Genomic DNA, 23112 nt, shown 5'->3' with positions numbered 1-23112 from the left:
TGATATTAGATTTATCATTTTGTATTCTTGCATTTGTTTTTTAGTTTTAACTTCAAAGCCTTAACTAAAATAAAAGTATCATGTATAAACAAGAGCTTACGATTATTGTTCAATCTATCATTGCGTCAAATACTGTTGATGAACACACAAAATGTGCGCGAAACCTTTCAGAATTTTATGAAAAAATTGCTACAATTAATCACTTTGAAAACAACGAAACTTTTGTAAAAGGTGGAGTTGCTTTATCCAGTTCTGGCGCCGCAGACTGTGTTGATGATTATTTACGTACCGTTTATTTCATAAAAGGCGTTTATAAGGCTTTGATAAAATTGTGCAATGATTTTCCCGAGAGAAGTATTCATATCCTTTATGCGGGTTGTGGCCCTTATGCAACTTTAATTCTTCCTTTACTTCCTTTGTTTAATAAAGATAGAATTAAAGCCATTTTACTAGATATCAATACAGCTTCAATAACATCGGTACACCATATTTTATCGGTTATTGGCCTTAGTGACTATTCAGTTGACTTAATTGAAACGGATGCCATCACCTATACTAAACCTCAGGATTTTACAATCGATTTGGCGATTTCAGAAACGATGCATTACGCTCTTACTCGTGAACCACAAGTGGCTATTACACAAAACATTGTTTCACAATTGCCTTCGCATGGAATTTTAATTCCGGAAGAGATCAGAATTGATCTGACTTTTTCTTTTTTTGATTACGAGCCATCGCTTAAAAATGGGAACAGTGAAGTAAAGGGCCGCGATGAATTGCAGCCCTATCCTCATAGTGTATTTGTAGATAGATTATTTACAATAAACAAAGAACTTTTTGGCACTAAAAGTCAGTTTTTAAGTTTTAAAAGTGACTTTTATAAGCTGCCCGATGATTTTAGCAATCATCCCGATGTGTGTATTTTTACTGAAATCAGAATATTTGAAGACATTGAATTAAAAACTGCAGAGTCCTATATTACAAACCCATATTGTGTAGCTTCTATATACAGCCTGACCAGCTATTCTGAAATTCAATTTTTATACGACTTTAGCGATATACCAAAATGGTCTTATAACGTAAAAACCGCTCTTAATGAATAGCTTAATTTCTGGAAGGAAAAATTCCTTCTAAACAAATGATATAAGACAATGCTACGTAAGGCTGCATTACTGAGATAGGGAGATTACTACCTGTTGCACCTGTTGTTACATTGCTTAATAAATCAACACTTGGTGTTGCTGTTGTAAAGCCTAATGTTGGTGTAAAAACTCTAGATACAATTGATCCCGGCACAGCTATTGAAGCACCTGCCACAGGTAGTATATCTGTTGAATTTGCAGCACTTACCGATATTTTACCTGGTCCTGCGTGAACGTGAGCTGGTAAGTTGCTTGTTAAAATTGAAACGTTTGGTGTACCTGCAGCTTGTCCAAGAACGTAAGTTCCTCCTGGTGAAGTTCCTTGTCCAATAGCTGTTGCACCTTGTAGATTTGGTAAAGCGAAAGTAGTCTGACCATTTCCTCCATAGGTTGTACCAAGGATTGAGAATAATGCCGTATTTTGTGCAATTGACAATATTTGTCCGTTACAAAAGGCCCAGCCTCTTGGGGCAAAATTTCCCGCAAAAAGTTTTACAACTCCAATGAATTCTTCCATAGTGTTTAGTTTTAATAGGTTAGTGTTTATATTTGTTTTTGATATTACTTGTTTTTTTACTAAGAAATAAAAGGGCAATTTTTATATTTCAACTAAGGTATAAAATATAAAACTCTCAAAAACAGGTGTTTCTACCTGATTTTATCTTCTAAAACAGGTTAAAACTAAACATCTTCTGCACCGATACTGAAAAATATGTCATGAGGCAGGTTTTTATTGTCATGAAATATCTTATTCGTGTTGGAAAAAGTATCGAGCAGAGCGAGAAAAACCATATGACACCTAAAAAACAGACTATATCTCTTCTATTTAGGGGTGTTTGTAGCTTTCAATCAGCACAGGTGATAGCTGTAGGAAGTATAATACAACTTTGCCTTTCTGTTGCACCTTCAGCATCTTAGAAAATAGTACCCCACAACAGATCCTCCCAATATCTTCATAACATAACACGTCAGATGTTAATACAATGTTTTATAAAGAAGGCATTTTATTAATGTAAACGTAACCTTGCAGACCTACCCTCAGCTTTAATTTTGGAGACATATTATAAAACAACACAATTGTAGTATATGTCATTTTTTAAAATAAGAATACATCGCAGCAGGATAATGGGAATGGAAGTTTTAGTAACAGCGATTTGTTCGCCGAATCATTCAAAAGTGGAGTATTATGTATAAAAAGTTCACGGATGAAGAACTTGTTGAATTGTTAAGACAAGGGAAAGATAAGGCGTTTGATGAGTTGTATTTTCGTTATCGCGATGTTTTGGTGCGGTTTGTTTACATCAGAATGAAATCGGTTCCGGTTTCTGAAGAAATTGTTCAGGAAGTTTTTACTGCAATTTGGGAAAGGAGAAAGGTGCTGGTTATTCAAAAGAAATTTTCGGCTTACATCTACACATCCGTTCGATACGTGACTTTAGACTACATCAAATCGCACACCATTACAGACCAATATGTAAAAGAGGTGACCGATCGAAATACAAATGACTATAACAGCAGTAACACTACTGAAGATTCCATTTACTACGAAGAACTGCAGGACGCAGTGGACAAAGCTACTTTATTACTTCCCAAAAAATCCAAAGAAGTTTTTATTCTCAGCAGGATTAAGCATTATACCAACAAAGAAATAGCCGAAGAACTTAATGTTTCGCACGAAACCGTAAAGTATCACATTGCGTATGCTTTAAAGTTTATGCGAAGCTATCTGGGCGAGTTTAACTAACAGCCGATTTCTAATGTAAGGTTGCGCTTTCTTTTCTTAACAAAAGCGTAACCTTAGCCACCTACCTGAAAATACTATTTCTAAGACATACTATTAAACAAATTATAATGCCTGAAAAATTACACCAAGATATAAAACATTTTTTAGAAGGTAAGCCTTCTCTAAATGGAGAAGAATTATGGAATAACTGGTACAATCATCCGGAAGAAATCTTTGATACCATAGCAACGATCACCTCCGATCGTTCAAAACTAAAAAAAGAGATTCAGCAGATCAAAAAATCCGGTAAGGTTATTTCCATTGCTTACAGAAACTGGACAATGGCAGCTTCTCTATTTGTTTTACTGGGCCTTTCCTGTTTCTTTTATTTATCAACGGTAAAAACCATTAGCAGGCAATATGCTACCAAGGCAGGAGAACATGCCAAAATAGTTTTAAGCGATGGTACTCAAATATGGCTTAACGCGGGAAGTCGCGTAAAATACCCTGTTGCTTTTAAAGGGGATACAAGAGAAGTTTATCTAACCGGAGAAGCTTTTTTTGATGTAGCCAAAGACAAAAAACACCCTTTTATCATTCATACTGATAAAATGGATACAAAAGTACTGGGAACCAGCTTTAACGTACAGGCCTATCCGGATCAGACCACGCAGGAAGTTTCGGTTTTGACCGGAAGAGTAAATGTAAAATCAACCGTCACCGAAGAGAACGTCTATGTCACCCCGGGTCAAAAAGTGATTTTTAAATCACGTGATAACAAATTGCAGGCTTTCAAGGATATTCCGGTCAATTCAATTTCGTTATGGCGAAAAAACATTATCGTTTTTGAAGACGCTCCCTTACCCGAAGTCATTGCAACCATCAATCGGAATTATAATGTAACCGTCGAAATTGGAAATAAGAATTTAAACAATTTAAAAATCAGTGCCTATTTCAAAGAGCTTCCGGTAGGGCAGGTCGTTGCTTTGGTGTGCAACATCATCAATGCCGAGTACAAAGTAGAAGCAGGGACTTATGTGATACGCTAAGCCACAGAACGGGAAAAGAAACATACAGTAACACCATTCGTATAGCGCTATGCGATTTAGTGAGAGTAACTGTAGCTATCCGCCATAAAACAATTCGTTACCAATCCAATTAAAAAAAAATCTACGTAGAAAACTGATCCATAATCAAAAACAATTAAAAAATCACAAACATGACTAGAAAGCAAATGCGGTATGTTCCAAACCGCGAGAGCATTAAAAAATCGGTACTAACGAGAGCGCTGCTTTTTACAGCTCTATTTTTTATCGGATTAACCGTGAAAGCGGGCAGTTTTGATATAAATAAGAGAGTAACCTTAAAAGTAGAAAACGAAAGCATCAAAAATGTTTTTCAGAAAATTGAAAAACAAATTGACGTGCATTTTATGTACGAAACCAATCAGGTGAATACCAATCAAAAGATTAGCTTAAAACTCAACAATGTACCCTTAGAACAGGCACTGGATAAAATATGCAGCAATTTATTGTTGAGGTACGAAATTGTGAGCAACAATATTGTCATCAAGAAAAATTTGAAAATTTCAGATGCCGCTCAGGGCAAAATAAGCATTTCGGGAACTGTTTTTGGAGGGGATGACGGAATGCCGTTGCCGGGTGTCGGAATCAAAGACAAAGATTCGGACGCAGCCGCAACAACAGATTTTGACGGTACCTTTAAGATGGAAATCAATTCGTCTGTGGCCGTACTTGTTTTTTCTTACGTGGGTTATGTGACACAAGAAGTAAAAGTAACCCAATCGGACAAAAATATAAAGATCAAATTAGTAGCCGATATGAAACAACTGCAGGAAGTGGTTGTAATGGGATACGGAAGTGTAAAAAAGAATGAAGTTTTGGGAGCTGTAGGTACCGTTTCGATGAAGGAAACTTCGAGCAGAACTTATAACAGTGCAGCAGAATTATTGCAGGGTACTGTGGCTGGTGTTACCGTAATTAACAATGGAGGAGACCCAACGGCTGAGCCAACAATCAACATTCGTGGTATTGGATCTTTGAATGCCGAAACTCCTTTGATTGTTTTGGACGGAATTATTTACAGCGGTTCTTTGAATACCTTAAACCCGAATGATATTGCTTCGATCAGTGTTTTAAAAGATGCGGCTTCTGCAGCAATCTACGGAGCGAGAGCCTCAGGTGGAGTAATTTTAATTACCTCTAAAAAAGGAGTTTCAGAGCGTATTAACATCAATGTAAACTACCAGGGAGGTTTTCAAAGTGTAGCCAAAAAGTTAGACGTTTTAAATGCGGCCGAATATGCTGATGCTATGAATACAGCCAGAGACAATGCAGGTATGCCAAGAATTCCTGCTTTTGATCCGGCATTTGAACCAACGGCCAGAACCACTAAAACCAACTGGATGGATGAAATTTTCCGTACAGGAGAAATTCAGGATCTTTCCATTTCTGTAAATGGTAAAACCGAAAAATCTAATTTCTTTATCTCAGGAAGTTATCGCAAAAACGAAGGGATACTACTTAATACTTTCGGAACCCGTTATACCGCAAGAGCCAATTCATCATTTAAACTCGCGCCCAATTTTACAATAGGTGAAAACTTGTCGTATTCCTTAACCGACGGTCAGGCAGCCAATACCTCTAGTGGGTATACAGGAGCTATTTTAGCAGCCATTTTTTATCCGCCCAATGCTACTATTTACAGAGAAGACGGTTCCGGAAGTTTTGGAGGAGTTCCTGAAAAATATATCGGTTCGTATGGAGACGTAATCAATCCGGTGGCTTATTTAAAAAGACTGGACAACCGCAATCCGGTTTCTACCGTTTTAATTAATCCTTATGCGGAGTGGGAAATTGTATCGGGTTTAAAATTCAAATCCAACTGGGGTTATACCAGAATTCAGAACAATGCAACCGACTTTGCGGTTAAAATAACAGAACCGGGTAAAATATTCGATTTTAACCGATTGACACAAACGGCTTCTACCACAACTGATTTGTTAAGTGAGCAGACGCTTTCTTATGAAAAATCATTAGGGAAACACAATTTTAAAGCATTGGCAGGATACACCTACCAACAAACCAAAAGAGATTTTTATACGGTACAGGGAACTGGTTTTGATAATGAAGATGCTTCACAGCGTTATTTATTGAATGCTAAACTAGTACAGCAATTGGATGCAGGAATGTCTGAAGAGATCATTTCTTCTTATGTGGGAAGGCTGAACTACGACTTCAATCAAAAATATTTAATTTCCGGAATTGTACGTCGCGACGGTACTTCAAAACTGATTTCTGATAATCGTTGGAAAGTATATCCTTCTGTTTCTGCCGGATGGTTGATCTCTGAAGAAGGATTTATGAAAAATATAAATCCAATTGTAAGCAACTTAAAACTACGTGCAAGCTGGGGACAAATTGGAAACTTAGGAAACCTTGGACCGTATCAGTTTAGTGTGCCTTTAAAACAAACACAAGCCTTAATCGGAAGCAGTCCGGTAATCAGCTACGGTTATTCGGAGGCCGAATTGTCTAATCCTGATTTGAGATGGGAAAGCTCCGAACAAACCAACGTTGGATTGGATTTCACCATGTTTAACAATGCTTTGACAGGTTCTGTGGATGCCTACATCAAAACCAATAAAGACATGTTGGTTCGCGATCAGTTGCCGGGTGTTTCGGGAACTCCGTTAGGAAGAATCGTAAATTCAGGAAATGTTGAAAACAGAGGATTAGAAGCGAGTTTAACCTATCAGAAAACACAGGGTGAGTTTAAATTTGATGTAACAGCAAATGCAGCTTTCCTTAGCAACAAAATTTCTTCGATCAAAGATGATTTAACCTCTCTTGAACCATTGAATTTAAGCAGAGTGCGTAGTTTGCCTTTGGCTAACATTTATCAGGTAGGAAGTCCTGTAGGTGCTTTTTACGGTTACTCGACTGACGGATTGTTTCAAAGTGCTGCCGAAGTAAAAGCGTATGTAAACGATAAAGGAGTTGTATATCAGCCAAATGCAGTTGCCGGAGATATTAAATTCAAAGATATAAATGGTGATGGAGTGATCAATAACAGTGATAGAGTAGTACTTGGAAATCCATTTCCGAAAACCACTTTCAGTTTGAATACCAATTTCAGATACAAAGGGTTTGACATGAACATCTTTTTTAGCGGAGCAGCCGGAAACAGCGTTTTTAATGCCGTAAAACATACTGGTTTGAATGCTTCTTTCCCGGGTTACAACTTACTGGCTGATTCTAAAAATGCCTGGTCACCAACAAACACCAATACCAATATTCCGGTTCTTTCGTCAACAGACAACAATAATAACTTTGGACGAATCTCTGATTTTTATATCGAAGACGCTTCTTTCGTAAGATTGAGAAACCTGTCAATAGGCTATACCGCAAAAGAACAATGGTTGAATGGAAAAGCAAAACTTAGATTTTTTATCTCTGCGCAAAACCTGTTTACCATTACCAAGTATTCAGGAATGGATCCGGAAGTAGGGCTTAAGAATTTTGGTATGGACTTAGGGAAGTACCCTCTTTCCCGTATTTATATGACGGGTGTAAACGCAACTTTTTAAAAAATATACAAATAAAATGAAAAAATTAAGTCTTTTAGTATTGAGTTTTATGCTTTTAATAGGCAGCTCGGCTTGTGAAAATGAACTTGATTTAGTGCCTCAGGGAGCACCTTCAAGTGGTAATTTCTGGAAAACACCTGCCGATGCAAAAGCAGGAGTAAATGCAATCTATGCGCTTTATTCTGATGACAATATGTACGGTCGTGGATTTTTCTGGCTCAACAATGCGAGTGATGACATTGGGACCAAGCCAAGGCAAAATGCAGAACGAATCAAGAACTTTATTGTAGACGGAGCAGAGTCGGATACCAAAGACATCTGGAGACTGCATTATGAGGTAATGAAACGTTGCAACGATGTGATTCGCAACATTCCGAAGATCGCTTTAGACGATAAAACAAAAAACATGATGTTGGGAGAGGCTTATTTCAATCATGCTGTGATGCACCTGGAACTGGCCTATCACTACGGAGACGAGCGTGCCGGGATTCCGATTCAGGACAGAGAAAATCCAACCAATGTATATGTACCACGTGCTAAAAACGTAGCCGAAAACTATGCTTACATTGCTGCCGATTTGGTGAAAGCCGCTGATTTATTGCCTTACTTTAATGAGCTAACGACTGACAATTACGGACGTGCTCACAAAACTGCTGCCTGGGCCTATTTGGTACGTACCTACTTGTATGCAAAAGACTGGGACAATGCTATTAAGTACGCCAATATGGTTGTGAACAGTGGAAAGCACAAATTGCTGGATAATTTTGAAGATGTCTTTAAAATTAAAAACAACTGGTCATCAGAATACATCTGGTCTGTAACTTCCAGTGCCGAAAATACAAGTCTGGGGTCAATTTTTCCGGGAGTATGTCTCGAAGATAAAGGCTGGGGAGTTTACAATGGCTGGGGAAATTTCTACCCTACCAAAGAGCTGTTTGATACCTATGATGCGGCTGATAAAAGACGTAGCGCTACCATTTTACAAAAAGGAGATAAGTTTATGTATTTTGGCGAATTAGTGACTTTTAATGAAGGGAAATACATCGTAAGTTCAAGTAATAGAACCGGTTATCAGTTTAAAAAATACATGGAGCCGTTTGGTTATCCAAAAACAACTTCGGGTGGAATTGACATTCGTTATGTAAATGCTAACGGAGACAAGCCTTCAACAGCCTTAAATGTACCTCTTTTACGCTATGCCGATGTCATTTTAATGTTGGCCGAAGCAAAATTAATGAAAGGACTGAGCGCTGATACCGAGATAAATATGATTCGTAATCGTGCAGGTTTACCAAGCATTGGAGGAGCAACTTTAACCGATCTGAAAAGAGAAAGACGTTGTGAGCTGGCCGGAGAATGGACAGACCGTCATTTCGATTTAGTACGCTGGGGCGACGCTCAGGCAACCTATGCAAAACCTTTACACCACTATAACGGGACGGTGATTTATCCTGCCCGTAATTTCAATCCTGCTATTCACCATGTGTGGCCAATACCACCGGATGAAATTGCAGTGAGCAAAGGAGCCCTTTTCCAGAATAAAGGCTGGTAGTTTAGTAGTTTCATTTTGTTTGTTTTTTTTTACGCTGCAAGCTTAGTTGTGAAGCTTGCAGTAGTAAAAAAACAAATGATTTTTAAGCCGTTGGGTGTATTAAAACGAACTGAGACCTCTTTTTTAGGAATACAAAATTGATGTAACGAAGTGTTGAAATAGATTCAACCTAACGGGTTAATTTTTATATAAAGTATATTTCCATGAAAAAAACAATAATCCTTTTGTGTCTTCATTTCTTTATGTTGGCACAAGCGCAGGAATACAGCTCTGTCAATATTCATTCGCACAATGATTATGCAGGGAAATTACCATTTTATGAAGCCTACTCCAATGAAGCAGGTGTTATCGAAGCCGATGTTTTTCTGGTAAATAACGAATTGCTGGTCGCCCATACGTCAGAAGAAATCAAGACTTACAACACATTGCGAAGTCTTTATTTAGACCCTTTGTCCAAAAAGCTAAAAACCTTAGAAGGCAAAGCATACCCTGACAACAAACCTTTAATTTTGATGATCGACATCAAATCGGAAGCTGCGGCAACCCTTAAAGCGATTGTTCAGCAGTTAAAAACGTATCCGGAGCTGATTTCTAATAAAAACCTAAAAGTAGTCATTTCAGGAAGCCGACCTTCACCGGCAAGTTGGAAAGATTATCCCGACTTTATCTCTTTTGATGGCAGACTGAATGAAAATTACAGTGCAGAGCAATTGGCGCGTGTCGAAATGATTAGCGATGATTTAAAAGAACACACAGTCTGGAACGGTAAAGGTGTGATGACACAGGTCGATTTAGAAAAAATACAAGCCATCATTAAAAAAGTTCACGGTCAGAATAAAAAGATCCGATTTTGGTCGACGCAAGATAATGTGAACACCTGGATGACTTTAATGAATTTAAAAGTCGATTTTATTGGAACCGATAATGTGCCGGCACTGACCGAATTCATTCAGAAAATAAAAAGCACTTTTTATCAGAATACAGAATTCCATCAGGCCTATGTACCTAAGAATGCCGCTTTGTTTGCTAAAAACAAACGTCCGAAAAATGTAATTCTGCTGATTGGTGACGGAATGGGACTTACCCAGATTTATGCGGGTTATACGGCCAATAAAGGACAGTTGAGTCTTTTTAATATACCCACTCAGGGATTGTCGATCACTAAATCGTCAGACAGTTATATTACCGATTCGGCTGCGGGTGCTACGGCAATGGCAACCGGACATAAAACCAACAACCGCTTTATTAGCGTAGACGAAAACGGAAAAGCACTGGAATTAATCACGCAGCAGCTGGCGCAGAAAAAGTACAAAACAGCCATTATTTCTGCCGGAAATATTACAGATGCTACTCCGGCCGCTTTTTATGCACATCAGCCTGAAAGAAGTTTTAGCGAACCAATTGCTGCCGATTTTATCACAAACCCTTCCGATATTTTGATTGGAGGAGGAGCAAAAGAATTTAAAAACAGAAAAGACGGTAAAGACCTGTCTAAGGTATTGAAGGAAAAAGGATATACTTTTTCGGATCAGTTTAAAACACTGGACACCATCAAGAATAGCCGATTTGTGATTTTAGAAGATGCTGCGGTGGTTTCGATGAAAGAGGGCAGAGGCGATTTTTTAACCAAATCTTTATCAAAAACGACAACTGTTTTTTCAAAAACAAAGAATCCATTTTTCATAATGGCCGAAGGAGCACAAATTGACTATGGCGGACATAAAAATGACCTGGAATATGTCGTTCGCGAAATGCTCGATTTTGATAAACTGGTTGGACAGGCTATGGAATTTGTCGACCAGAATCAGGAAACACTTTTGATTGTAACAGCCGACCATGAAACGGGAGGACTCTCCTTAATTGATGGCAGTATCGCAAAAGGATATGTACAGGGAAGTTTCAGTACCAACGACCATACAGCAGTGCCAGTTCCGGTTTTTGCCTACGGACCCGGTGCGTCGAATTTCATGGGAGTGTATCAAAATACCCAAATTTATACCAAAATACTCGAAGCGCTTTTTGCGAAGCAGTAGAGATCATTTAATTTTCTTCTTTAAAAATAAGCAGTAACGATTTTTTTGTTACTGCTTTTGTTTTGTAATAAGTGTCTTAAATACTTTTAAATAAAGGAGATGTTTTTAGAAAAAACTGCTTTTCAAAAAACGCCGAATGGCTTTATTTTACTGGGGTTTTTAAATCTGAGAATAAATTAAATAAGAAAATTATGATTAAATTAGTGATTGTAAAATTGTGTTTTTTTTAAGATTAATTTCTTTTTCTGTTAAAAACTTTTACAAGAAAATTTCTGTTCTTTGTACCTTAAGATTGCTTAAGAAAAAGATTAAGGAAGTCTTAGTGGATTCGCTTTCGGGCACAATATTATTTTAGACATTGAGTTTAGACTAATTATCATATTTGCGTTATGGACAACAGGAAGTTTATATTAAGTTTAAAAAAAGGTAATGAAGCCACTTTCAAAGAAGCTTATCTCAATTACTATGATAAACTGATAAACATAGCCAAACGCTTTAACTTTACAGTACTTACCCCACAGGACTTTGTTCAGGAGACTTTTTTAAGATTGTATAATAAAAGAGAATTGCTGCACGAAGATGTCCTATTAGACAAGCAAATATTTGTCATTTGCAAAAACATCATCCTTAATCATCTCAACAGAGAAAATAAAATCGTACAGCTCGATCCGTTGCATGTGGTAATGGACGAGGAGGATGTTGATACTGAAATTTTTGAGGAAAGACAGGAAAAGCTAAATACTTTCATAAATCTGCTTCCGGAACAGCAACAAAAAATTTACACCTTACATAAACTGGAAAACCTTAGCTATAAGGAGATTGCAGCGCTAACGGATCTTTCTGAAAAGACCATAGCCAATCATATTTATCTCGCCAGTAAATTTATTCGAAAAAAAGTCGAAAACCATTAGGAACTTTTTTGTTCTCATTTGTTATCTATAAAAATGGGAACATAAAATGAATATTGAAACTTATAAAACGGACGTTACAACTAAAGAAGATGCAAGATTTGTTGTAGCGCTTCTTCAATTTGTTATTTCTGATTGTATCATGAATTTTGATGTAGAAGATACAAATCACATTCTGAGAATCGAAACCAACAGGGAGATTAAGGAAATGGTTTACGGTGTTTTTAATAAGCAGGGATTTTATTGTCAGAAACTTTAACGCTCCAAAGATATGAATGATAAAAAAGTAGAAGAAGAATTAAATAAGATCTGGGATGATATTCCCATTTCGCATTCCGACGAGGAGAAAGAAGCTTCGTGGGAAGCGTTTCAATCTAAAACCTTCCCTTCGAATAAATCGAAATTTAAAGCATGGCATTATGCCGCAGCGGCAGCTGTTTTGCTTTTCGGGTTTATTGGTTCGGGCTTGTTCTTTAATAAAAATCAGGAACAATCAGAAGTTAAATTGGCTTCGAATGTAATTGAAAACACCACTTCCATTGTAAAAACAGTTTTTTTACCGGACAGTTCGAAGGTTGAATTAAGTCCTAATTCCAGAATTGAGTATGCCAATAATTTTACAACCAATCGTAAAATTGAAATCAAAGGAGAGGCGTATTTTCATGTAAAGAAAGATAAAAAACACCCTTTTCAGGTTTTTTGCAATGAAACCACAACCACGGTTTTAGGAACTTCTTTTTTAGTAAAAGGATATACACAGAAAGAGGTAACGGTGGAACTTTTTGAAGGAAGCGTTGAAATGAGCGTGAAAGATCAGGACAAAAAATGGATCCTTGTTCCGGGGGAGAAGTTTACCTATGCCAACAATACGGTTGAGGTAACGGAGTTTGAAAGATTTACCGATTTTGAAAATGAAAAGATAACGGTTTTAACCACCTACATTAAAACCAATTACGGCTACACGATGACCTTTCCGAAGGAGTATTACGAGCAGCGCATTACATTGAGAATCAATAAAAAAGAAGATTTAAAAATAATTATCCAACTCATATCCGAAATGTATAACCTAAATTTTGAAATAAATGAAAAATTGAAAGAAGTTACTTTTCAATAGAAAAGAAAAAGGATGCACTAGCCGCGAAACTAAACATCCTTCTCATGGTCAGGATAATAGGAAACTATCCTGTTTAATAATATTCAAAAATACAAAATTTTATGAAACATATAATTTCAGCCTGTTTTTGTTATACGTTAAAATTTCCGCAGGAGTACTATGACCATCGTATTACAATGCGAATTAATAAAAAAGAAGATTTTAAAAGATTTATCCAATTAATATCCGAAATGTATAACCTAAACTTTGAAATAAATGAAGAATTAAAAGTAATTACTTTTCAGTAGAAAAGAAAAAGGATGCACTAGCCGCGAAACTAAACATCCTCCTCATGGTCAAGATAGTACGAAACTATCTCATTTAATAATTTTCAAAAATACAAAATTTCATGAAGCATATAATTTCAGCATGCTTTTTTTTATTCAGTTGGGCGGTGTTTTCTCAAAACGTAACCGTAACTGTTGATAAATCAGTAACCTTAAAAGAATTCTTTAAGCAAATTGAAAGCCAAACCGATTTCAAGTTTGCCCACACAGATCAGATTAATACAGGTCAAAAGTATTTTACTCAAACCAGGACTTACAAAAATATCAGCGTAAAAGAACTTGTCAATGAACTCAATAAGAGCGCATCGGTTCAGTTCTCCATCGTAGGGAATAATATTTTTGTAAAGCAAAAAGTAACCAAAGCACCTAAAAAAAAAATAAGCTGACCGGTCAGGTATTTGACGAGAACAAAGAGCCGGTTATTGGTGCGAATATTTTTATTAAAGAACTTTCTACCGGTGCTACAACTGATGCAGATGGAAAATTTGCGATAGAGGTAGAGAAAGGAAATTATACCGTACTCATTACGTATCTCGGTCTAAAAAACAAAGAGAAGCAAATTGAAGTTGCTGACGATTCGAGAATCAATTTTTACATGGATGCCGACAGTCACGAACTCGAGCAGGTAGTGATCACCTCCAATAAAGCCGTTGATGTTAAAAATACTCAGATGAGTGTCAACAAACTTTCGATGGCCGAGATTAAAAGAATTCCCGTTGCAATGGGGGAGGCCGATCCTTTAAAATCGATATTGACATTACCGGGGGTGACCAATGCCGGAGAACTTTCATCGGGTTTTAACGTTCGTGGAGGTGCTGCCGATCAGAATTTGATTTTGATAGATGGTGGTCCGGTTTATGCCGATTCACACATGTTTGGTTTTTTCTCTATTTTTAACGCCGATATTGTAAGCGGGTTAGATTTATACAAAGGAGGAATTCCTTCTAAATATGGAGGACGTGTTTCTTCTGTTTTAGATATCTCACAGCAAACCGGAGACTTCGAAACCTACAAAGTAAATGGAGGGATTGGTTTAATCTCAAGCCGTTTATTGGTGCAGGGACCTATTCAGAAAGAAAAAGGATCTTTTATTGTTGCAGGACGTGCTTCATATGCGCACTTATTTATGAAACTGGCCGATAACAAGAACTCCGCTATGTTTTATGATTTGAATGCAAAGTTCAATTACCGTTTTGGCGCCAATAACACCCTGTCTTTTTCAGGATATTTTGGAAACGATCTTTTTGATTTGAACAATCTTTTTGACAGTACCTACGGAAATACAATGGGAATCTTAAGCTGGAAACACAAGTTTTCGGAGAATTTAAACACCAATTTATCTGTTTACTTCAGTGATTATAAATTTAATCTGGGCTTAGAAAGAGAAGGTTTTAAATGGAACAATAACATTCAGACGTATGGTCTAAAATACGGCTGGAGTCAGACTTTATCCGAAAAATTAAAACTGAACTATGGAATAGACGGCCAGTATTATGATTTTAATCCCGGAACCGTAAAGCCTACCAATTCAACTTCGCAGTTCAATTACAAACAGCTGGCTAAAAAGTATGCTTTTGAATCTTCTGTTTATTTGGACTTCGAACATCAGCTTACCGAGAAACTGAATCTTCGATACGGTCTTCGTTACAGCATGTTTTACCGTTTAGGAGGTGAGGAAATCAGTACGTATGAGGATGGAAAAGCAGTAGTGTATAATCCTTTGTACAAAATTTATGAAAAAGGTACGCCAACAGGAAGTAAAACCTATAAAAGCGGATCGACCATCAGTAAGTTTGATAATTTTGAACCACGCGCTGCATTATCGTACGCTTTCGATGAAAATACTTCGGTAAAAGCCAGTTACAACCGAATGGCACAGTACATTCACATGTTATCCAATACCCAGTTTCCTTTGCCAACGACAATCTGGACACCAAGCGGACCTTTTACAAAACCACAGTTATTGGATCAGTATGCTGTAGGATATTTTCAGAACTTTAAGGACAAGGAGTACTCTTTTGAGGGAGAGTTGTTCTACAAAAAAATCCAAAATCGTATCGATTATATTGACGGAGCAGACATCTTAGCCAATGACAATATCGAACAGGTGATTTTGAATGGTAAAGCCAGATCATACGGTTTGGAGTTAATGTTGAGAAAAAATACTGGAAGATTTTCCGGATGGGTTTCTTATACTTTATCAAGAGCCGAACAAAAAACACCCGGCAGAACACCCGAAGAACCTGGAATCGCAAATGGCGGATGGTACTTATCAGGATACGACAAACTGCACAATTTGAGCGTTGTTGGGAATTATGAATACAATAAAAAATGGTCTTTTAATGCCAACTTTAGCTTACAGTCTGGGCAGCCGGTAACTTATGCGAATGGGTATTATGAATTTGGAGGAATTAATATTCCGAACTTCTCCTTAAGAAACGAAAACAGACTTCCACTTTTCCATCACCTGGATGTGGGCGCTACTTATACGCCAAAACCGGACAAAAAGAAAGGATGGCAGAGCTATTGGGTATTTAGTCTTTACAACATTTACAACCGACAAAATGCAGCTTCGATGACCTTTAATACAAATGAAGATACAGGACTAAATGAAACCAGAAGACTGTCTATTTTTGGAATAGTACCCGGAGTTTCTTATAATTTTAAATTTTAATGAATATGCAAAGGATTGATATAAAAATGATTAAAAAGAAAACACTAGCCGTTTTAAGCCTTGTTTTGGTACTGTTTTTCTCTTCTTGTGATGAAGCAGTAAAGCTTGATTTAGAAACCGGTGAAACGAGAATCGTGGTTGACGCTGAAATTCTCTGGAAAAAAGGAACATCCGGTAATGAACAGCTGATCAAGATTAGCAAAACGGCGCCTTATTACGACAACAAAACCCCAAAAGTTTCGGGAGCAAAAGTAAAAGTGACGAACAGCAAAGGGGATATCTTTACTTTTAATGAAAAAGAACCGGGCTTATATGTATGTACTAATTTTGTGCCTGTGATCAACATGGATTATGTGCTTACGGTTGAGGCAGAAGGGCAGGTTTTTACTGCGGCTGAGAAATTAATGTCGGTAACGCCAATTGACAGAATAGAGCAAAAACTTGTTCCGGATGTAGGAGGAGAGGACCTGTATGAAATTGGGTTCTTCTTTAAAGATCCGATCGATCAGGTAAATTTTTATCTGACTGATTATAAAACTGATGTTCTTCTTTTTCCAACCTACACTTTATTGGACGATGAATTGTTTAATGGAAATGAAATAAATCCGCGATTTTCTGACACCAAATTGAAACCGGGAAAAAGTGTTGCGGTTATAAATCGTGGTGTTTCTAAGAATTTTTATAACTATATGAGTCTGCTTTTAGAGATCTATGGTGGGAATCCTTTTTCTGTTCCTCCGGGAAATATCAGAGGGAATATCGTGAATACTACGAATGCCAATAATTTTGCTTTTGGTTATTTCAGGCTTTGCGAAGCAGATACCTTTTCCTATGTAGTAAAAGAGAACGATACTATTGTCTATCCGGGCAAGTAAGATTTTAATTGAAGGTTGATTTGTAACGGCATCTGGCATATAATTATTTATGTCAGATGTTTTTTTTTATTTAATCGGATTTTAATTCAGTCTTACAAAGCGAGACGAGTAGATGGCTCTTTTTTGGAATTCCTTAGAAATGTTCCTATCGTAGCAACAGATTTTAATCCGTTGAGAATAGATTTGGTTTTATAGGAAGTTCCATAAGAACGATCGATATAGATTGTTTTTGATTGGCTCCAGCTTTAGCTGGAGGTAAAAATGGAATAAAGTAAGAGGCTTTAGCCAAATAAATTATTAGGTTTTTAAGCTATGAATATTTTGGTACTCATTCGGCTAAAGCCTTTTATTGGCTTCTATTGGAGCCTCCGGCTAAAGCCGTACGCAATTCAATTTATGAATTACATTGATTATAGAACACAAAAAATGGACTTGTAAGAAAGTCCATTTTTTGTATTATTTTGAGAATAGTAAAATTATTTCGCCACTTTTTTAAAGCGCATCATTGGAACATCGTTCAGTAATAAGTTCAGTTTGCCCTCTTTATCAATAGAATAGGTATTGATTTTTCTAATCATTTCGGTAAAAGTTTGCTCTCCGCCGCCTTCGCAGAACATCATGGTTGTCGGACCTTGTTCGCCAAAGCTGATGGTTTGCCCTTTTAAAGTATAAGGAGCGCTATAGCCATTGCAGCCGGCATTTCCGGAAACCTGACCCGTACTTTGATCAAACTTTATAAAAGGTTTTTTAGTGGGAAATAAACCTTCAAAAGCAATACGAGGACCGGAAATATATTCCAGTTCCCAGGTGGTGTCATAAAGAGCGGTATTTTGCGTGGTATTTTTCGTGCAGTTGCAAGAAGTGAAAACTAAGGCAACAGCTGCCAACATTAGGGTGAAGTATTTTTTCATAGGAAAAGTTTTAGGATATAAAATTAACAAGTTTTAGGTTATCATGATCGTTTTTCAAAGAGAACTTAAGGTAAATTTTTAAAATATTGAATCATTCTAAATTTCTAAATCTGTTGTCTAATAATTTTAGCTTTAAGAGCTGAAATCATCCCTTTTTAAAGCTGTAACCAATAGTTACGAAAAAGTTCTCGTTGTAAATTTTCCATTGCCGGATTGTATTTGCATTTTCGATAAGAGGAACAAAACCGCGAAGATATCTTGCGCCAAGAGTAAAACCATTCGGAAACTCATACGTTAAACCGGTCACAAAACCCGCATCCATTTTCTGGCTGTAGCCATGGGAAGCTTTGCCAGTTCCGTAGAATGCAGTATCGGTATATAAATTTCCATCGGCATCTTTGCGCTGCACAGAAGCGTTCAGTAAAAAACCGAGGTAAGGACCAGCATAGACTTGTAAGCCTTTATAGTAAAAAGCAGGACTAACGGGAAACAAATCAACATACTGGTGTTTCAGCTTGCTGGTGAATCCTCCGTTTATGGTATCCGCGATTTGAAGAGCTGTTTGTTTTCTGCTGTAAAACAGTTCGTGTTTTAAACCGAAATATTGTGAAATTTTGTTGTCTAAAGTGATTCCGATAGTCAGGCCGTTCAAACCTTTTGAAGCTCCGTTAGTAGACAGACTGTCTAAATCTCTCCCTTTTAGCAATGACCAGTTTGTACCGGCGCTGATACCAAAAGTAATGCCTTCCTGTTGCGCGCTCATTCGCATCGTGAAAAGGAGTATCAGGCAAATTGTATATGTTTTTTTCATTATTTCTTCTTGTTTTAAAAATTAATATCCCAAATTCCTGCCGCTTTTTCGAGTTCGACTAAGGAAGCAGCATAACGATATACCGCTTCAAAGTAATTGAGTTGTGTTGCATTGTACGTTTGCTGTGCATTCAGGACATCCAGCAATAGAGTTTCTCCGCGTTTGTAACTGTATATTTTGCCGTTGAGCAGTTTCTCGGCATCGGTTAACAAACCTGTATTGAATTGCTGTACCTGTTTTTGTGCGGTGAGGTAATTAAACCATGCTTTTCTTACTTCGGTCTGAACCACTAACTCCGTCTGTTGGTACAATACATCGGCTTGAAACAAACCGTATTCAGCGGCTTTTAATTCTCCTTTATTTTGGTTGGAGAACTTTAAAGGAATGGATATACCCGCCGATACAGCAGTTGTTGATGGAGTAGGAGCAACAACATTACTCACCACCGATGCAGTTTCTACTCCAAAATGTACTCCCAAATCCAAAACTCTATTGGCTTTTGTCAGCTTTAAAATATCCTGCGATACATTTTTATTCTTTAAGGCGGCCAGCACATCCGCTCTGTTGTTTTGAGCAGTAGTGATCAGTTCATTTAAATCAAACGATCGGTCAAATTTTGTTAGATCCCCGGAAGGAGAATTTAAACTATCCTTTTTTTGCTCTCCAATATAACTTCCTAAATCCAATAAAGCGGTTCTCCAGTCGGCTTCACTTTGGTATACCTCATTTAACATCGAATTCGCTTCAAGCTTACTTTGACGGGCATCAATTTCAGCAATACTCCCAAGCTTAAACCGGATGCTGTCGGTCGCAGCGATATTCTTTAAAATTTGGTAAGAGTTTAATTGTACTAAAAAAATCTCTTTTTGTTTTAAGCTCTCCAGAAAACTCAAAGTAGCGGCTGCACGCAGGTTTCGAAAATAATCTTCCAATAAAGCTTTGGTGAGTTCTGCCGTGCTTTTGGCCATATTGATTCGCGCTTTTCGCTTTCCGCCAAGTTCGAGCGTCCAGCTAAGTTCTGATGAAAAACCGTAGCCCATCTGCATTCGGCGCTGGCCATTATCACTCGCTCCTATAGCCAGTTCGGGATCAGGAAAAACTTTTGAGGCTGCGACATTGGCTTCAGCTATATTTACATTGAATTTTTGGGAGCTGTACTCGAGATTATTTTTGCTGACTAAGGTCAAAAAATCAGTGTAATTCATTTTTATTTTTGTGAAAGTAGTATCAACCTGAGCATTGGATACTGTCGAAATAAGTAGCAATAGCAGGAGGATTATCCAGTTTTGTATGTTCTTTTTCATCATAAGGTTTCATTTTATGGATTGTCGATTTTGTGTTGTATTTCCTCTTTGGGCAAATCAAACTTTTTCTCGATCAGATAATAAAGAGAGGGTAAGGCAAAAAGCGTTAGTATGGTTGAGAACAATAGCCCGTAAACAATAACAGTTGCTAAAGGTCTTTGTACATCACTGCCTATTCCTGTGGCCAAAGAGGCGGGCAGCAAACCAAGTACCGCGACGGTCGCTGTCATTAAAACAGGACGGAAGCGTTGTTTGGCACCATTGCATACGGCTTCGAGCAATGCCATTCCGTTTTTACGAAGCTGATTAATGTGCGAAATCATAATAACTCCATTTTGTATGGCCACGCCAAACAAAGCAATGAAACCTACCGCTGAGGATACATTCAGCGTCATGCCACGGACGGTGAGGGCTAACATACCGCCAAATAAAGCCAATGGTACAATACTCATTAACAGTCCTGCCTGACGGAATTTTCCAAATGCACCGTAGAGCAGCACAAACATTAAGGCCAATGCAAGAGGGACAATAATGGCCAAATGACTATAAGCCCGCTCCTGGTTTTCAAATTGTCCTCCCCATTTTAATTTAAATTTTGCGTGGTCGTATTTTACTTTTTCTTCAATTTTTGATTGTGCTTCCTTTAAGAAAGAACTTAAATCGGCGCCTCTCAAATTCAGGCGAACCGTCAGATGGCGTTTGTTCATTTCCCGGGCAATGGTACTTTCGCCGGTATTAAGTTTGACATCGCATACTTGTGACAACGGAATTTTGACACCTTCAGAATTGGTAAGCATCAGGTTGCTTATTTTTTCAGGATCATTTCGGCTTTCTTCATTGTAGCGAGCCGTAATGTCATATACCTTATTGCCGACAAAAATTTGCGAAATGGCTTTTCCACCCATAGCCACTTCGATTAATTCCGAAACAGCATCGACATTTAATCCGTATTGTGCTATTTTCTGGCGGTCTGCAATGATTTGCACCTGAGGCAATGGCGGTTCCTGATCGATAGCAAGATCAACGGCACCTTTTACCTCCTGAAGGGTTTTAATGACATCTTCTGCAATTCGTCGGGTTTCTTTATAATCCTCGCCATATATTTTTACCACCAGTTCGCTGTGAGCACCTGATATTTTGTCCATCACCCCGTCGATCATGGGTTGTGAAAACCCAATGTTATAACCTGGCATAGTGGCATATTCGGCGGCTAATTCTTTTATTAAATCGTCTTTTGTTTTTCCTGATTTCCATTGGTTGTAAGGTTTTAAACCCACACTGCATTCGTAATGCGAGGGCGTCCAGGCATCGGTCCCGTCATCGTTACGGCCTGCCTGCACCATCATGTAAGTTACTTCTTCGTGTTTTAAAGTACGATGACGCAGTGTATCGCTCATTTCCTTCGATTTTTCTAAAGTAATACCCGGAGGCAAGGTCACCTGCAGCCAGATCGATCCTTCATCCAATGGCGGTAAAAAATCTTTTCCGACCACGGCAGTAAGTATAAAGGCGAGAACCAATACTGCAATCAGAGGGGCAAATACCTTTTTAGGGACCTGCATGATTTGCTGTATGCGATGATGGTAAGCATTGGTTAATTTTTCCAGCCATTTGTTGTGATGCATTTTCTGCGGCTTGCGATAGATGAAATAAGCCAATCCGGGTATCAGCAGTAAAGCAACCAATAAAGCGCCAAAAAGAGCATATCCTACGGTAAAAGCCATTGGAGTGAATAGTTTTTTCTCGACACGCTCAAAAGCAAACAATGGCAAGTACGCGGTTATGATAATCAGGGTAGCAAAAATGATGGGGCGTGCTACACTTTTTACACTGGCGGCAACCTTATTTTCAGTGAGTTCTTCCCCTTCGTTGTCTTCCCGCTTTTTTAGAATGGTTTCCATCATCACTATGGCTCCGTCGACAATAATACCAAAATCAATTGCCCCAAGCGAAAGCAAATTGGCAGGAATGTGCGTGAATTTCATTAGGATAAAAGCAATCAAAAGTGAGATCGGAATGGTAATCGCTACCAATAAAGCGCCTCTCCAGCTGCCCAGAAAAACAATTAAAACAATAATTACAAGCGCCATTCCTTCCAATAATGTATGAGAGACCGTAGTAAGTGTGGTGTCTACCAGACTCGTGCGGTCCAGAAAAGCGTGGATTTTAACGCCTTCAGGAAGGTAATTTTTATTGAGGTCGTCCACGGCTTCATTGACTCCTTTTAAAACCACAGAGGGGTTTTGGTTTTTGAGCAATAATACAATCCCTTCGATATTGTCCGAATAATCAACCCCGCGTTTGTCGGTGTATCCTAAAGCTCCTTTGCGCTCCAGATTGCCATATTTTAACTTCCCGATATCACTCAGATAAATAGAGACTCCATTTACCGATTTTACAACAATGCGTCCAATATCCTCCAGATTTTTTACCAAACCAATTCCGCGTACCACATACGACTGATCTCCGCGATTGATAACGCTTCCCCCAGTATTTGCATTATTTTTTACGATGGTTTCCGTTACTTCATTTAAGGATAAACCGTACTGCTCCAATTTAGCGGGATCGAGCTCTACCTGGTATTGTGTTGTAATTCCTCCAAAATTGGTAACATCAGCCACTCCTGAGACCTGTTTGATACGGGGAATAATGGTGTATTCCTGTAATTCGCTCAGCTCTCTTAGTTCGTGGTTGCTGCTTTCGATGATATAGCGATAAATTTCGCCTGTAGGAGAGGTCAGCGGATCTAAACCCGGTACAGCACCATAAGGCAATTCGACATCATTTAAGCGCTCCTGAATTCTGGTGCGGGCAAAGTAATCTTCAATACCGTCATCAAAAACGATCGTTACCATCGATAAACCAAAAGTACTTTTGCTTCGCATGACATGTAAGCCCGGCAAACCGTTTATAGCCCGTTCTATCGGAATGGTGATCTGTTGCTCGACTTCTTCCGCTGCCAGACCCGGAACCTGTGTTACGACTTGTGAGGTGACATCGCCGATATCGGGATAAGCCTCAACAGAAAGTTGTGTCCAGGAATAGTATCCAAACAAAGAAAGGAGTAAGAATAATGCCAGTATTAACCAGCGTTTTGCTATTGTTGTTTCAAATATATTTTGTTTCATAA

General features: G+C 38.0%; 17 protein-coding genes and 1 pseudogene. 13 read left to right on the top strand and 5 right to left on the bottom strand.

Annotation, left to right across the window (positions count from 1 at the left end; all coding sequences use genetic code 11):
* Window positions 1-80 precede the first annotated feature (80 nt).
* Entirely contained in the window at window positions 81-1103 is a 1023-nt protein-coding gene (locus OLM61_RS19290) for a hypothetical protein (RefSeq protein WP_264524215.1), read from the top strand.
* Between the two features lies 1 nt (window position 1104).
* Here OLM61_RS19290 and OLM61_RS19285 read toward each other — a convergent pair whose 3' ends face one another.
* Window positions 1105-1659 (bottom strand): phage tail protein, encoded by a 555-nt coding sequence (locus tag OLM61_RS19285; RefSeq protein ID WP_264524214.1) that lies wholly within the window; start codon window positions 1657-1659, stop codon window positions 1105-1107.
* A 669-nt stretch (window positions 1660-2328) separates the two neighbouring features.
* Here OLM61_RS19285 and OLM61_RS19280 point away from each other — a divergent pair.
* From OLM61_RS19280 to OLM61_RS19225, 12 genes and pseudogenes are all read left to right on the top strand, one after another.
* The gene (locus OLM61_RS19280) at window positions 2329-2886 is read left to right on the top strand and encodes an RNA polymerase sigma-70 factor (RefSeq protein WP_264524213.1); all 558 of its coding nucleotides are present in this window, start codon (window positions 2329-2331) and stop codon (window positions 2884-2886) included.
* A 107-nt stretch (window positions 2887-2993) separates the two neighbouring features.
* The gene (locus tag OLM61_RS19275; protein WP_264524212.1) at window positions 2994-3914 is read left to right on the top strand and encodes a FecR family protein; all 921 of its coding nucleotides are present in this window, start codon (window positions 2994-2996) and stop codon (window positions 3912-3914) included.
* Window positions 3915-4084: 170 nt separating this feature from the next.
* Window positions 4085-7474 (top strand): SusC/RagA family TonB-linked outer membrane protein, encoded by a 3390-nt coding sequence (locus OLM61_RS19270; RefSeq protein WP_264524211.1) that lies wholly within the window; start codon window positions 4085-4087, stop codon window positions 7472-7474.
* Between the two features lie 16 nt (window positions 7475-7490).
* The gene (locus tag OLM61_RS19265; RefSeq protein ID WP_264524210.1) at window positions 7491-9026 is read left to right on the top strand and encodes a RagB/SusD family nutrient uptake outer membrane protein; all 1536 of its coding nucleotides are present in this window, start codon (window positions 7491-7493) and stop codon (window positions 9024-9026) included.
* Between the two features lie 203 nt (window positions 9027-9229).
* Complete coding sequence (locus tag OLM61_RS19260) at window positions 9230-11059, top strand: alkaline phosphatase (protein ID WP_264524209.1); 1830 nt, start codon at window positions 9230-9232, stop codon at window positions 11057-11059.
* A 389-nt stretch (window positions 11060-11448) separates the two neighbouring features.
* The gene (locus OLM61_RS19255) at window positions 11449-11970 is read left to right on the top strand and encodes an RNA polymerase sigma factor (protein WP_264524208.1); all 522 of its coding nucleotides are present in this window, start codon (window positions 11449-11451) and stop codon (window positions 11968-11970) included.
* 46 nt (window positions 11971-12016) lie between these two features.
* Window positions 12017-12226 (top strand): hypothetical protein, encoded by a 210-nt coding sequence (locus OLM61_RS19250; protein ID WP_264524207.1) that lies wholly within the window; start codon window positions 12017-12019, stop codon window positions 12224-12226.
* 12 nt (window positions 12227-12238) lie between these two features.
* Window positions 12239-13081 (top strand): FecR family protein, encoded by an 843-nt coding sequence (locus OLM61_RS19245; RefSeq protein ID WP_264524206.1) that lies wholly within the window; start codon window positions 12239-12241, stop codon window positions 13079-13081.
* 388 nt (window positions 13082-13469) lie between these two features.
* Complete coding sequence (locus OLM61_RS19240; RefSeq protein ID WP_264524205.1) at window positions 13470-13793, top strand: hypothetical protein; 324 nt, start codon at window positions 13470-13472, stop codon at window positions 13791-13793.
* A pseudogene (locus OLM61_RS19235) lies at window positions 13790-13981 on the top strand (carboxypeptidase-like regulatory domain-containing protein); the annotation flags it as partial. The gene OLM61_RS19240 and the pseudogene OLM61_RS19235, both read left to right, overlap by 4 nt.
* 21 nt (window positions 13982-14002) lie before the next feature.
* Window positions 14003-16081 (top strand): TonB-dependent receptor plug domain-containing protein, encoded by a 2079-nt coding sequence (locus tag OLM61_RS19230; RefSeq protein ID WP_264524204.1) that lies wholly within the window; start codon window positions 14003-14005, stop codon window positions 16079-16081.
* A gap of 5 nt (window positions 16082-16086) precedes the next feature.
* Window positions 16087-16956 carry a DUF4249 domain-containing protein gene (locus tag OLM61_RS19225; protein ID WP_264524203.1) on the top strand — a complete coding sequence of 290 codons (870 nt, stop codon included), beginning with the start codon at window positions 16087-16089 and terminating at the stop codon, window positions 16954-16956.
* 476 nt (window positions 16957-17432) lie between these two features.
* On the opposite strand, the gene OLM61_RS19220 is transcribed toward OLM61_RS19225, so the two are convergent.
* The 4 genes from OLM61_RS19220 to OLM61_RS19205 all read right to left on the bottom strand — a co-directional run bounded on the left by OLM61_RS19220 (window position 17433) and on the right by OLM61_RS19205 (window position 23110).
* Window positions 17433-17867, bottom strand: coding sequence for an META domain-containing protein (locus OLM61_RS19220; RefSeq protein WP_264524202.1), 435 nt, complete (start codon window positions 17865-17867; stop codon window positions 17433-17435).
* A gap of 145 nt (window positions 17868-18012) precedes the next feature.
* Entirely contained in the window at window positions 18013-18678 is a 666-nt protein-coding gene (locus OLM61_RS19215; protein WP_264524201.1) for a PorT family protein, read from the bottom strand.
* 14 nt (window positions 18679-18692) lie between these two features.
* A complete protein-coding gene (locus OLM61_RS19210; protein ID WP_264524200.1) occupies window positions 18693-19985 on the bottom strand; it encodes a TolC family protein in 1293 nt (430 codons plus the stop codon).
* A gap of 11 nt (window positions 19986-19996) precedes the next feature.
* A complete protein-coding gene (locus tag OLM61_RS19205; RefSeq protein ID WP_264524199.1) occupies window positions 19997-23110 on the bottom strand; it encodes an efflux RND transporter permease subunit in 3114 nt (1037 codons plus the stop codon).
* Between the last annotated feature and the right edge of the window lie 2 nt (window positions 23111-23112).

It is taken from the genome of Flavobacterium sp. N502536, from assembly GCF_025947345.1.
In the GTDB taxonomy this organism is placed as follows: domain Bacteria; phylum Bacteroidota; class Bacteroidia; order Flavobacteriales; family Flavobacteriaceae; genus Flavobacterium.
Note: the sequence above shows the minus strand (reverse complement) of the source record. Positions and strands in the feature narration are given on the sequence as shown.

Coding starts and splice junctions, on each gene's coding strand:
- OLM61_RS19290 (WP_264524215.1), top strand. CDS start 81: ATGTATAAACAAGAGCTTACGATTATTGTTCAATCTATCATTGCGTCA.
- OLM61_RS19250 (WP_264524207.1), top strand. CDS start 12,017: ATGAATATTGAAACTTATAAAACGGACGTTACAACTAAAGAAGATGCA.
- OLM61_RS19240 (WP_264524205.1), top strand. CDS start 13,470: ATGAAGCATATAATTTCAGCATGCTTTTTTTTATTCAGTTGGGCGGTG.
- OLM61_RS19270 (WP_264524211.1), top strand. CDS start 4,085: ATGACTAGAAAGCAAATGCGGTATGTTCCAAACCGCGAGAGCATTAAA.
- OLM61_RS19260 (WP_264524209.1), top strand. CDS start 9,230: ATGAAAAAAACAATAATCCTTTTGTGTCTTCATTTCTTTATGTTGGCA.
- OLM61_RS19280 (WP_264524213.1), top strand. CDS start 2,329: ATGTATAAAAAGTTCACGGATGAAGAACTTGTTGAATTGTTAAGACAA.
- OLM61_RS19265 (WP_264524210.1), top strand. CDS start 7,491: ATGAAAAAATTAAGTCTTTTAGTATTGAGTTTTATGCTTTTAATAGGC.
- OLM61_RS19205 (WP_264524199.1), bottom strand. CDS start 23,110: ATGAAACAAAATATATTTGAAACAACAATAGCAAAACGCTGGTTAATA.
- OLM61_RS19275 (WP_264524212.1), top strand. CDS start 2,994: ATGCCTGAAAAATTACACCAAGATATAAAACATTTTTTAGAAGGTAAG.
- OLM61_RS19285 (WP_264524214.1), bottom strand. CDS start 1,659: ATGGAAGAATTCATTGGAGTTGTAAAACTTTTTGCGGGAAATTTTGCC.
- OLM61_RS19210 (WP_264524200.1), bottom strand. CDS start 19,985: ATGATGAAAAAGAACATACAAAACTGGATAATCCTCCTGCTATTGCTA.
- OLM61_RS19215 (WP_264524201.1), bottom strand. CDS start 18,678: ATGAAAAAAACATATACAATTTGCCTGATACTCCTTTTCACGATGCGA.
- OLM61_RS19225 (WP_264524203.1), top strand. CDS start 16,087: ATGCAAAGGATTGATATAAAAATGATTAAAAAGAAAACACTAGCCGTT.
- OLM61_RS19255 (WP_264524208.1), top strand. CDS start 11,449: ATGGACAACAGGAAGTTTATATTAAGTTTAAAAAAAGGTAATGAAGCC.
- OLM61_RS19220 (WP_264524202.1), bottom strand. CDS start 17,867: ATGAAAAAATACTTCACCCTAATGTTGGCAGCTGTTGCCTTAGTTTTC.
- OLM61_RS19230 (WP_264524204.1), top strand. CDS start 14,003: ATGGATGCCGACAGTCACGAACTCGAGCAGGTAGTGATCACCTCCAAT.
- OLM61_RS19245 (WP_264524206.1), top strand. CDS start 12,239: ATGAATGATAAAAAAGTAGAAGAAGAATTAAATAAGATCTGGGATGAT.